The organism is Actinomadura sp. NPDC049382 (assembly GCF_040677125.1).
Classification (GTDB): domain Bacteria; phylum Actinomycetota; class Actinomycetes; order Streptosporangiales; family Streptosporangiaceae; genus Spirillospora; species Spirillospora geliboluensis.
In genome coordinates this window covers 43,571-55,034 of record NZ_JBFARO010000052.1, presented here as the reverse complement: position 1 = coordinate 55,034, position 11,464 = coordinate 43,571, and the positions used below count along the sequence as shown (strand labels likewise).

Genomic DNA, 11,464 nt, shown 5'->3' with positions numbered 1-11,464 from the left:
GGCCTCATGGGTAGACCGCGTCGGCAAGTTGATCGCGTCTAGGCTCTCGCCGCGCGGACCGCCGCGGGCACGCCGGGGTCGCCGGCCAGCCGGCGCAGCCACCAGCCGAGCGAGTCGCGGGCGTCCTGCGGGGTCGCCCGCTCCATCCCGGACATCATCCAGCCGGCGGGCACCCGCTCCATCACGCCGTACGTGGCGCCGCACCAGCGCACCGCGGGATACGCCAGCCGGGCGCGCACCTCGCCGAGCCGCGCCGCTCCGCTCGCCGGCGGCGAGAGCGGGAGCCCGCCGGCGAGGGCCGCTCCATCACTGCCCCTCATGCCCCCATGGTCACAGGGGAGGGACGCTCACCGCTCGTGTTTCGGCGATTCCGGTCGGTCAGTAATTACGGTCGGGCGCCAGGCCCGGCCGCCGCTCGGACTCGGGGCCGCCGCTCAGGACTTGCGGGCGCCGATGGCGGCGGCGATGCCGGGCCAGCTCCTGACCAGCTCGCGCTTCCAGTACTTCCAGTTGTGCATGCCGGGCCCGTAGAGGTTCGCGGTGATCGGGACGCCCTCGCGCTTCGCCGCGGCGACGAAGTTCTGGTTCATCGTCCCGGCGAGCTGCTCGCCGACCCGGCCGCCGTCGAGCGGCGGGGTGTTCGGGTTGTCGAAGGGGCCGGGCCGGCCGTCGCCGCAGGAGACGTAGACGCCGATGCCCTTCAGCTTGGCCACGTTGACGGTCGCGTCGTGCGCCCGCCAGTTCGCCCGCGCGATGATCGGGTCGCCCCAGATGGCGGTGCCCGCCTGCCGGTTCATCGACGTGAGGATGGCCGGCATGCCCGGCGCGGTGATGTTGAGGGCGCCGCTGTAGGACGCGGCGTACTTGAACATGCCGGGGTGCCGCTCGGCGTAGGTGATGGCGCCCTGCCCGCCGGACGACAGGCCGATCGCCGCGCGCACCTGCCCGGCGCCGAAGTTGCGCTCCATCAGCGGGATGACCTCGGCGATGTGGAAGGTCTCCCATTCGGGGATGCCGCCCTTGCCGCCGTTCCACCAGTTGGTGTACGAGCCGTTCCAGCCGCCGTCGGGCATCACGACCATCGCGTCGTACGGGCCGACGACCTCCGCGATGTTGGAGTCCCTGGTCCAGGACAGGTAGGTGTTGTTGCCGCCGTGGTAGGCGTACACGGTCGGCCACTTCCGGGTGGACTTGGACGTCCAGCCCTTTGGGACCATCACCCGGGTCTTCACGGCCGCGCCGAGCGCCGGCGAGGCGATCGTGATGTCGTACTGCCGCGTCCTGACCTTCCGCACCTCGGTGATGGCGGCGCCGTCGGGGGCCTTGGCGTACTTGCTGGCCGCGGACCCGGCCGGCATGTGCGGCTTCTTGCCGTGGCTGCGGCGGTCGGTGTCGGGGTCGCTGACGGAGGGCTTGCCGCCGCCCGTCTTGAACGGGTTGCTGTTCAGCGGCACGCTCGGCAGCTTCGCCGGCTTCGGCGACGTGCTCGGCGACGCCGACGCGGGCGGCGCCTGCTGCGTCGGGGGCCCGAACGAGGGGATCGGCTGGGAGTCGCCCGACGCCTCCGACCTGCCCGTCGGCACGCCGATGCCGGCCTGCGCGAGGCCGACCATGACGGTGGGCAGCAGCACGGCGGCGGCCGCGGTGCCCGCGATGGCGATCTTCCGGTCGGTACGCTTCTTCATGGACTCCCCAGCCGCTCAGGCCCCCCGGGCCCGACGCCCTGCTCGTCCGAAGAAACTACTGTCCCCGGAGTCACAGCCGCAAGTATTGGCAGTAAATGCAATAAAGGCGAGACGGTAACGCGCGGCCGGCCCTCGCTTTCCGTGACGTGACCCCGGTCACTCCCCCGTTCCGGGGCGGATCGACTGTGCGTGCCGGAACACCTCGCACGGGTCCCAGAACCGCTTGGCGTCCTGGAGTTCCGGATAGGCGTCCTTGTAGTAGAGCGTCTCCCAGGACTGCCCCGACCGGTTCCAGCGATGATCACCGAGATCGGCGTCCGGATACCCGATGTAACAGCCGTCGGTGTACTCGCCGTCGGCGACGGGCACGCCGCCGGTCTCCTCGAACGTCGCCCCGTACGCGTCGCGTATCCAGCCGATGTGGGCGTCCCCGCGGGAGTCCTGCTCCGCCCAGTAGACCTGGAATTGCAGTTTCAGAATCGAGTCGCGCTGCCGCACCGCGGTGCCGTGCAGCGGCCTGTTGACGGCGCCGCCGTACGAGTCGACCTGGATCAGCGCCCGCCCGTCGCGATGACCGGGGTACTTCCCGTTGCCGAGATACGCCCACATCGCGGCGATCTGCCGGTCGCTGAAAGGCTTCCGCAGATAGGCGGACTTGTGTTTCCCGCACCGATTGCCGCCGCTGGAGTCCAGTGCCCGCGCGGCGGTCAGCCAGGGCATCGTCCGCGGCGTGTCCAGGTCGGCGAAGTGCTCGCCCATCACCGACCGCATCCTCGTCGCGGACGGCCGGACCCGCCCGTCGAGGGCCGCGACGAAGTCGGCCATCGCCGGCGGCCCGTCGGGGTCGTCGGCGTCCACCTGGGCGACCAGCCCGATCTGCCCGTGGCCCGCATGGTTGAGCTTGAGCATCGCGAACAGCTTCCCGGTCGCCGCCGACGGGTCCTGGTGGTCGCGGAAGTACTCCCCGAACGCCGTCACCAGCGCGCCGAAGTCGTCCTCTCCGAGGTCCGCCCAGTCCCAGGCCAGGGCGGTCAGCAGCACCTGCTCGGGCGGCTGCGGCAGCCCCCGGAACCAGAACCGGGTGGCCACGCCGAAGTTCTCGCCGCCGCCTCCGGTGTGCACCCACCACAGCTGCCGCAGCCGCGGGTCCGGATCGTCGCGCCGTGCCACCACCAGCTTGACGTTCTTCTCCGCGTCCACCACCGCCGCCTCCACCGCGTACAGATAGTCGACGGTGAGCCCGTGCTGGCGCGACAGCAGCCCGAACCCGCCCGCCGGTATGTGGCCGCCCAGCCCCACGGAGAAGCACGACCCGCCCGGCAGCACCTTCCCGGTGACGGGATACAGCCGTCCGTAGACGTGCCCGTTAGTCGCCCCGGCCTCGACGCAGTACGCCTTCATGGCCTCGTCGTAGGACACCCCGCACATCGGGCTCACGTCCAGGATGGCCCGCACATCCGAGCCGCACACGAAGTCCTCGTAGCAGTGCCCGCCGCTGCGCACCGCGATCCGCGCCCGCCCCGGGTCGCCAGGCTCCTCCCGCACCGCCTCGGCGAGCGCCGCCCGCGCCTCCTCCGGCGTCCGCACCAGCCGCACGTACTCGGGCGCCGCGATCCACCGCTGGTTGAACCCTCGACACAGCGCGGGATACCTCTTGTCACCGGCCCGCACGACCGTGGTGGGCAGCGTTGACAACTCACTCATGCTCGCCCCTTTCCCAACCACCCCGCTATGTAGTCGGGCAGATACATGTAGTTATCGCCCTAGAAATGTCCCCCAGCAACACCTCGGCGAGTTTTTCCTCCAGGACCGCCACGCGACGTTCCGCGATGGCGCGCGCCAGCGCCGGGTCCCACGGGCTCCCGCCGACTCGGCCGGGATCGGGAAGATCGCCGTCCCCGACCCCGTCCACAGCGGCGAGGTAGTCGCCCGACGACATGCGCCAGGGCACTGCCCCGGTCTTCGCCATCACGTGCGCCGCGATCCGCAAGCCCTCACCGTCGAAGTCGCCGTGGTACCTCAGGACCGCGCCGGACTCGCCGAGCGCTCGCAGCAGCCGGATGACGGCGCTGTTCGGCCAGCCCGACGAGCACACCAGCGGCGGGCAACCGGCGCCGAACCGCCCAACGGCCAGCGCGAGAATGGTCGGGTTCTCGGTCACCCATACATCTGGCGAGGGAAGGCGCAGAGCGGGCGATCCGCGTAGCTGCTCCAGGGTCACCACGGTGGCCTGGCCCGCCTCCGACCACATCCGGAGCGTCCGCGCGAGGACGTCGTCCCCGGTCGGCCTCAGTCCTGTGACGAGGACGGTGGTGGACAACGTGTCGCACGCCACTCCGGAACGCTCCCACAAGCCCCTGCGCTCGGACGCATCCGCAGGCGGCTCGATCCCGTACCGAATCGCCTGAGCGCGCAGGACGAGCCCGGGCAGGCGCCCGCCGTCGTCCAGCGCGTGCGAGTCACCGAATAGGTCGGTAGCGAAGGCTTGCAACGGCCTGCCGTCCGACGGCAATGCGGCGAGCACCTTCAATGCCCGCTCCAGGAGGCTGCGTGTGGTCGGCACGGACCCCATGACGAGCCCTTGCCGGCGGACGTCGTCGACCCACTGGGCCAGCTCGGGTTCTCCGCGGACCACGGGATGGTCCGCCAACCACTCCCAGAGGGCGCTTCTCTCGCGTTGCCGCTCTCTCCGCTCGCGCGCCTGGTCACCGATCGGCCCGAGGAGGGACTCGGTGATCGCCCTGGTGTCCGAACCGGTGAGCTCGATGAAGATCTCGTCCAGGCGCCCGACGGGGACGGTGACCGTGGAGCCGGGATAGCGGTCCATGCCCAGCAGGTCCGCCAGAGCCGCGCGCTGCCCCTCGTCCAGGTTCTTGACCGTGACGCGAGTGACCGCCGCCCCCGTGGAGAACCGCCGGTGCAGCTCCGTCCAGAACGGCCGGAGGTCAGCGGCGCGCAGCCGGTCGGGGATGTGGAGCCGGTCGGGCATGCCGGGCCGGTCAGGGGCGGTCATTCCGCGATGCCCTCCTCGACGGCCTCGGTGCGATGGCCGTCCCAGATGAACCGCGCGGTCGTGACGGCGTTGTCGCCGTCACCGTCCGCGCCGGTGATGAGCTGGTGGATGGCGATACCGTCCAGCTCCTGGTAGTCGCACCACTCGTGGTCCGAGGTGAGCACCATGTCGAGCTCCAGGTCCACCAGGAGGTCGAAGACCTGGCCTCGGTTGGCGGCGTCGACGCCGACGAACACCTCGTCCAGGAGGATGAAGCGCGGGCAGTCGGGGTCGGTCTGGTAGTGCGCGGCGACGGCGGCGAACAGGGGCAGGTGCAGCGCAATCGCCTTTTCCCCGCCCGACAGCGCACCGTGCAACTTGCGAGTGAGATCCTGCCAGCCCTTGCCGTCTCCGCGTTCGAGCCGGACGGTGAAGCGGTGCCAGGTGGTGTAATCCAGGACCTCCATGAGTTGCTCCTCCCAGCTCGCCGCGGTGTTCGCGGCCCGTGCCTCCTTCACGCGGTCGCGGAAGAACCGGTAGAGCGCCTCCCGGTCGGCGCCGCTCAGCCGCGCAGGGTCGCGGAGCAGCAGGTCACGCGCCGCGCGAATCCCGGCGCTCTGCTGCGGATCGACCTGCCAGACCAGCCGCACCGCGACCCGCGAGGCCGTCCGCACCCGCTCCAGGCGGCGGTTCATGCCGTCCACGAGTTCGGTCGCCTGCCGGATCCGGTCGGCGAGGTGCCTGCGCGTGTCGCCGGCGAGCGTCCGGTCGAACAGGTCGCGTTCCCTGTCGGTGATGTCTTCGCGCCGCCGGTCGCGTTCCGCGCGCAGTGCGGTGCTCAACTCCGCCGCGCCGACGCGCACTCCGTTCATGGTCGCGGTGAGCACTTGGACGTCCTCGTCCGGGGTGAGTTCCAGATCCGCCTGGTCGGCGAGGACGTCACGCGCGTGGTGCATCGCCTCGGACAAGAGGTGCTCGGCATCCCTGACGTTCTTAGGCTCGTACGGCGTCCGGGCCGGGAGTGAGGCGGCGACCGAGCGTGCGCCTTCCAGGGTGGCCTTCACGCCCCCGTCCGGGTCGAGCCGCACGGCGAGCGCGGCGTCGTCGGCCAGGTGGCCGGTGACCAGATGCCGGAACCGTGCCGCGGCCTGGTCCCGGGCGGCGACCGCGTCGTCCCGTGCCCTCTCCGCGACGCCGACGGCCTCCTCCAAGCGGCCGAGACGCTTTTCCAGTTCCAGCAGGGCGCGGCGGAGCGTCCCGCACCGGGTTTCGCATTCGCCGAGTTCGGTCCTGGCCTCCCGCAGGTTCTCCAGCACCTGCCGGTGCTCGACGCCGATCGAGGCGTCGATGGCCGCGAGCTTTTCGCTTACCTCGGCGGCCTCCTCTATGGCGTCCCGGGCGCGGTCCGCGGACTCGGCAGCGGTCGCCGCGTAGTCGCCCGCCGTCCGCGCCGCTTCGGCGGCGCGGGCTTCGGCGGTTTGGAGCGCCTCGCAGTGCTGGAGCCACACGTGCCCGTTGTCCCGGAAGTCGCGGACCGCCACGGCCAGAGCGTCCAGTGCGGACTCGCCGACCGGCAGGCCGTTCTCGGCGCCGAGTATGGTCAGCGCGCGCAGCGCGGCGGATGCCTCCGACTCGCGTCCGCGCAGCCGTTTCTCGGCGCGCTCCAGCTCGTCACCGCGCTGCGCCAGCGAGCGCTCTGCGGCGTCCAGGGCACTGGACGCGGCGCTGAGCGGCCGATGCGGAGGGCGGTCGCCCAACTCGGTCTCGAGGGCGGCACGGGCGGCGCCGACCCTCCCGAGACTCTCCTCGCAAGCCGCCTCCTCCGCCTCCAGGACACCGATCTCCGCGTCGAGTTCGGCGATGCGGCGGCGCCGTTCGCGTTCCCGGGCGGTGGCGCCGATGAAGGCGGGCTCAGGTTTGGTCCAGCGGCCGGTGAGAGTGCCCAGCCGCCAGGACCCGTCCGTCCCCGCCACGGCGGGATGGTCGGTCGCTAGGGCGTTCGGTGCGCAGGCGATGCCCGACAGGACGGCATGCAGCACCTCGGCGGACACCTGACTGTCGGGCTCGGCGACCAGGACGGAGGCGAGGCTGGTTTCGGGGGCGGGGCGAGCGAGCAGCGCCGTGGCAAAGGCGTCGTGCTCATCCTGGAGGAGGGCGCCGTCGGGCAGTACCCAGGCGTCCAGGAGCCCGGCGGCCTGGAGCGCGGCCTCGATGCCGGCCTGCGCCTCGGGCGTGACCGACGGGGCGAAGGCGACCAGGCGCCAAAGCGGACCACCCGGCCGTGCCGACCGGTCGGCGGGGCGCGTCTCCGGAGCGTCCGGCTCGACAGCCGGCCGAGCGGCAAGGTCCCCGCGCCGCCTCCTCTTGGCTGCCAGCTTCTCCCGCACCACGTCGCGACGGGAGTGCCACCCGGCCTCCTCGGCGGCACACCGTTCGACGGCATCCGCGCGCGCGGCGAACACCAGCTCGTCGCATTCGCGCTCGTCCTCCACCGCCCGTACCAGCGCCTCGGCGTCGAGCGTCGCGAGTTGGACGCAGCCACGCACCCAGCCGTCGAGCGCCTCCGCCAACCGGTCGCGTTCATGCTCGTACCGGTTGCGGGCCTCATCGCGGTGCACGGCGGCCTCGTCCAGTCGCTCTCGGCTCCCGTCGCGCTCGGACAGCGCGTCATCTCGGCGTTCCACGGCCATGCGATGCTGCTGGATCGCCGTGCGCAGCGCGCCGATCTGCTCCTCGCGGCTCCGCACGGCCGCGCGAAACAGGCCGCGTGCGCGCTGGACGCCGTCCGCCGTGGCCTCGGCGGCCGCCGGAGCGGCCTCATCGTGGACGGCGGCGAGGCCGGCGCGGTCGGCCGCCCTTCGTGTGTCGTCCTCGGCCCGGCCCGTGAGGGAGCGCTGCGTCGCCGCCTCCGCACGCGCGTGCTCGGCCTCTTCTCCACGCCGCAGGGCGTCCGCCGCGTGCTTGTCCGCGGTGCGCCGCGCCTGCGCCGCCGCCCTGGTGGCGGAGCGCACCCGTTCCTGGAGGTTGGCCAGCTCGTGCCCCGCGCGGTAGGCGTCGCTCTCCTTGAGGCCGTCGATGCGGGCGGCGAGCGCACGTCCCCGCGCCTCGTACTCCGCCAGCCGCCGGGCGGTCTCGTCGCGTTCCCGCGACGCCTTCTCGTGCTCCTCCCGACCGGTGCGGGCCTTGCCGGTGAGGCCGTCCATGGTGCTGGTGGCCGAGATGAGCCGGGCCGCGGCCGCGCGCAGGACGCGCTGGGCGTAGGTGCGCTGCCGGGCGGCGAGGCGGCCGGCCTCCTGGACGTGCTGGTCCAGCCGCCGCAGTTCCTCGCGCTGCCGGTCCAGCCGCTCGAAGCCTTCCGCGATCTCGTGGATCTCGCCCTCGCCGAGCGGCGGGAGCGCGCTGGACAGCAGGTCGGAGAGCAGCCCTGGGTCGAGCCGTTCCGACAACTTCGGGGTGCGGAGCTGCCGCAGCGCGGTGAGCAGCGAGTCGTAGCGCTGCTCGGTCAGCCCGCCGTAGAGCGTCCGCCGGACGGCTGTGCGGTACGCCTCCGCCGACTCGTGCACTTGGCCGTGCGTCCCGATGGCTTCGGCGAGATGCGCGCGAGTGAGGGGCTGGCCGCCGTCACCGGTGAGACTGAGCCCGCCGGGGACGCCGACGCGCTGCGCGGTGCTGAAGTAGGCGACCGTGACGTTCTTGGTGTTGGCGGTGGCCTGGAGGCGCGCCCCGCACGTGAACCAGCGCGGCCCATGCGCGAATTCGAGCCACACATAGCCGACGCGGGTCTTGCCGCTGTGGCCATCACCCATCAGGTTCCAGTGCATGGTCCGTTCGCTGCCGCCGAATGTCGACAGACGGCTCGGCTTGAGGCTGGCGTCCAGTAGGTAGGGCAGGAGCAGTTCCAGGGCCTTGCTCTTCCCGCTGCCGTTAGGGCCGCGCAGCAGCAGCCGTCCCTTATGGAATTCGAGGACCTCGTCGTAGTAGCGCCAGATGTTGAGGATGCCCGCCCTGGTGGGCCGCCACCGCGTCGCCGCCTCCTCCTTCTCCGCCGGAACGAGTTCGGTGACGGTCACGAAGGCTCCTCTCGGGTGACGCTGTAACGGTGAGCCGCGGGCAGCGCCCGCACGAGGCCGCCCTTCGGCCTGGCGAGGCCGAACCCGTACAGGACGGACAGCGCGTCGTCGACCAGCCGCGCCGCGCCCCCTTCGGACTGGTAGGCCATCGCCCAGCGCGGACGCCGCTCCAGGAGCCGCGCGACCTCCCCCGTGAGCACCGCGCGGGACGACTCCCCGTCCCTTACCAGGCGGTCGAGCAGCAACAGCGCCGCCACCTTCGCGTGGCTCCCGTCATCGGGGAACTTGGAGTCGGTGGCGAGGGCGTCGGTGTCGACCAGAAGGTAGCCTTCGGCGCGCTCTTCGAACTCCAGCCCGGCCTCCTCCGCCGCGCGGCGGAGGATCTGCCGCCCGGTCAGGGAGCCCGCGTAGGCGATCTCGGCCGGGGACAGGTCCGTCCGGTAAACGACCGGGTCATCCAGGAGCCTGCGCAGCAGGGAGTGCCTCGCCCACAGGTTCTTCTGCGTCTCCGTGGGCTCGTCCGACCCGTACCGGCGCTCGACGGCCAGTTCGTCCAGGTCGGGCCAGCCAGTGCCGGTGAGCCGCGAAGGAGCGACCGGAGCGGACAGGAGCCGCATCGTGCGGGTCGTGTCCACCCGGTACAGCACCTTGGCCTCGGCGTTGTCGAGGAAGGCGTCCGTCGCCCCGTCGACGGCCGTGACCGCGCCGTAGTGCTCCAGCAGCTTCAGCGCGTCGACGAACGCGGCCCGCTCCTCGCCGCGCACCGGGTCGAAGGACGGGATCTGCTCGTCGGCGCCCGCCGCCTGCACGACCCGCTGCGCGAGCATTCCGATCGTCGTCACCGGCGCGGCGAGCGCCTCAGCCGCGACCAGGCACAGCAGCGTGTACCTGCGCCGGTCGAACGGCGCCCGCGTCGACCGCCGGCGTCTGGCCGGACGCGACGGGTCGGCGGCCCCCCGCACCTTGACCAGCCGCGCGTAACCGAGCCGTGGCTCGATGAACAGCCGCCAGCCGCAGTAGTAGTCGAACCACCGGGTGAGGGCGGCATGGCGCCGCCGGACCAGGTCGAACCCCTCCGGGTCGGTGTGCAGCGAGACCAGTGGTCGGCCCAGCAGGAGCCGGATCGCACGCGCCAGCTCCTCCTTCTCCTCCCGGGCGAGCTGGTTGGCCAGAGTGCTCACGCGCCGGACGCCTTCCGCGCCGAGCCCGCGGCCGTGAAGCGGATGTCGACCAGGTAGTCGGGACCGCGGAACACACCGCGCGGCGTGCGCAGCTCGGCGGCGCGGCCGTCCGCCGGCGGCCAGAGCCGGACCTCGATCCGGCCGTCGGACGTGCCGGCACGCCGCATCCCGTCGCCGCCGGGCCGCGCGGCGAGCGCCCGGCCGATCAGGTCCAGCAGCCGCCGCAGCGTGTCGTGCTCGACGCGCCGGAACGACGAGAGCCGTACCGGGCCGTCGGTGGCGAGCCATTGCCAGGCCGCCTCCAGCTCCGCCCGCTCGCGCCTCGCGCGTTCGCGCCGCTCCGCGCGCAGGGCGCGGACGTCGCGCACCTTGGCCGTCCGTCCCACGCGTTCCGTGCGGCCGCTCGTGCGCAGCAGCGCGGACACCTCCACCGGCGGGGTCTCGGCCCAGCTCGCCGCCGTGGGGATGGGTTCGGCGTCCACGTGGGCCAAGTGCGCGTGCCGTGCGGACGCCAGCCCGAACGCCGTCCCCCACAGCCGGTGGGCGTCGTCCTCGCTCGGCGCGCTGGCGAACCAGCGCGCGAGCGTCCGGAAGTCGGCCGCCGCGCTGGACGAGCGGCGCCGCGACTCGATGATCCGGTCGAGCACCTGCAGCAGGGACACGATCGCCCTGCGCGCCACGTCGTGCAGCTGCCGGACGCGCGGCGTCCCCTCCGCGGGCCGGAACCACAGACGCAGCCCTTCCCATTTCGCCTGCCGCGCGGCAAGCCAGGCGATCGCGGGGTCGGCGCCCTGGACCGGGGGCAGTTCCGCCCCGTCCAGCGCCCGGCTGTGCAGGACACTGACACCCCGCTCCTCGACTTCACCGAGAGTGGCCTGTATCGCGTCGGCGCGCATGTCCAGATTGGTGACGAACTCCTGGAGATAGGCGACCGTCGCACTCTTGACGTCATTGAACGTCGCAAGATCGGCGCCTTCCGCCCGCATCAGCCGCTGCAATTCGCCATTGAACGACTTGGTGTTGTTCCGTAGCGCGTCGAGATGGCCCTCCAACTCCTGGAGCGTGGTGAAGATGCGCCGGTTGAGGGCCGGGTCGTCGTCCTTGAGCAGCTCGCCCAACTCCCCGAGCCGGTCGGCGATCGCGTCCAGCACGGCCGTCTGCAACGCGCCCGACGAGCTGAGCACGGCCAGCGCGTGCTGTACTCCGGCGAACGCGGCCTCACCCCGCTGCGTCAGCGAGTACTGGAGGTTCTTGCGCTCGTACTCCTCGGCCGTGGCGTAGCTGCCCGCATGGTTCTGCACGACGTCGAGCAACTGCCATTTGACGAGCTGCTCCAGCGCGCGGGTCAGCGACGCGTCGTCCACGGGCGCGTAGAACCCCGCGTCCCGCAGCCGCTCCTTCACCTCGTCGAACGCCAGCGACGTCTCCAGCCGCTCGTTCGCCTCCCCGAACGCGTACATGACCGCGGTGTGCAGGTCGGCGCGCTCGGTGACGGTGAACGCGAACATCCCCTCCGGCACCCGCGGCAACGCCATT

7 protein-coding genes are annotated in these 11,464 nt (G+C 72.2%); all 7 read right to left on the bottom strand.

Annotation, left to right across the window (positions count from 1 at the left end):
• Window positions 1-38 precede the first annotated feature (38 nt).
• Window positions 39-320, bottom strand: coding sequence for a DUF5954 family protein (locus AB0K34_RS26750; protein ID WP_364551574.1), 282 nt, complete (start codon window positions 318-320; stop codon window positions 39-41).
• 114 nt (window positions 321-434) lie between these two features.
• Window positions 435-1,685 carry an alpha/beta hydrolase family protein gene (locus tag AB0K34_RS26745; protein WP_364551571.1) on the bottom strand — a complete coding sequence of 417 codons (1,251 nt, stop codon included), beginning with the start codon at window positions 1,683-1,685 and terminating at the stop codon, window positions 435-437.
• Between the two features lie 156 nt (window positions 1,686-1,841).
• Window positions 1,842-3,389, bottom strand: coding sequence for a BBE domain-containing protein (locus tag AB0K34_RS26740; protein ID WP_364551569.1), 1,548 nt, complete (start codon window positions 3,387-3,389; stop codon window positions 1,842-1,844).
• Window positions 3,390-3,414: 25 nt separating this feature from the next.
• Window positions 3,415-4,698 carry a TIGR02679 family protein gene (locus tag AB0K34_RS26735; protein ID WP_240807118.1) on the bottom strand — a complete coding sequence of 428 codons (1,284 nt, stop codon included), beginning with the start codon at window positions 4,696-4,698 and terminating at the stop codon, window positions 3,415-3,417.
• Window positions 4,695-8,747, bottom strand: coding sequence for a TIGR02680 family protein (locus AB0K34_RS26730; RefSeq protein WP_364551567.1), 4,053 nt, complete (start codon window positions 8,745-8,747; stop codon window positions 4,695-4,697). The genes AB0K34_RS26735 and AB0K34_RS26730 overlap by 4 nt, the downstream gene beginning before the upstream one ends.
• The gene (locus AB0K34_RS26725) at window positions 8,744-9,928 is read right to left on the bottom strand and encodes a TIGR02678 family protein (protein ID WP_138633085.1); all 1,185 of its coding nucleotides are present in this window, start codon (window positions 9,926-9,928) and stop codon (window positions 8,744-8,746) included. Before AB0K34_RS26725 ends, AB0K34_RS26730 begins: the two co-directional genes overlap by 4 nt.
• Window positions 9,925-11,463 carry a TIGR02677 family protein gene (locus AB0K34_RS26720; RefSeq protein ID WP_364551565.1) on the bottom strand — a complete coding sequence of 513 codons (1,539 nt, stop codon included), beginning with the start codon at window positions 11,461-11,463 and terminating at the stop codon, window positions 9,925-9,927. The genes AB0K34_RS26725 and AB0K34_RS26720 overlap by 4 nt, the downstream gene beginning before the upstream one ends.
• Window position 11,464: the final 1 nt, after the last annotated feature.

What these genes read in the sequence shown, in the direction of transcription:
- AB0K34_RS26750 (WP_364551574.1), bottom strand. Translation starts at nt 320, where the DNA reads ATGAGGGGCAGTGATGGAGCGGCCCTCGCCGGCGGGCTCCCGCTCTCG.
- AB0K34_RS26745 (WP_364551571.1), bottom strand. Translation starts at nt 1,685, where the DNA reads ATGAAGAAGCGTACCGACCGGAAGATCGCCATCGCGGGCACCGCGGCC.
- AB0K34_RS26740 (WP_364551569.1), bottom strand. Translation starts at nt 3,389, where the DNA reads ATGAGTGAGTTGTCAACGCTGCCCACCACGGTCGTGCGGGCCGGTGAC.
- AB0K34_RS26735 (WP_240807118.1), bottom strand. Translation starts at nt 4,698, where the DNA reads ATGACCGCCCCTGACCGGCCCGGCATGCCCGACCGGCTCCACATCCCC.
- AB0K34_RS26720 (WP_364551565.1), bottom strand. Translation starts at nt 11,463, where the DNA reads ATGGCGTTGCCGCGGGTGCCGGAGGGGATGTTCGCGTTCACCGTCACC.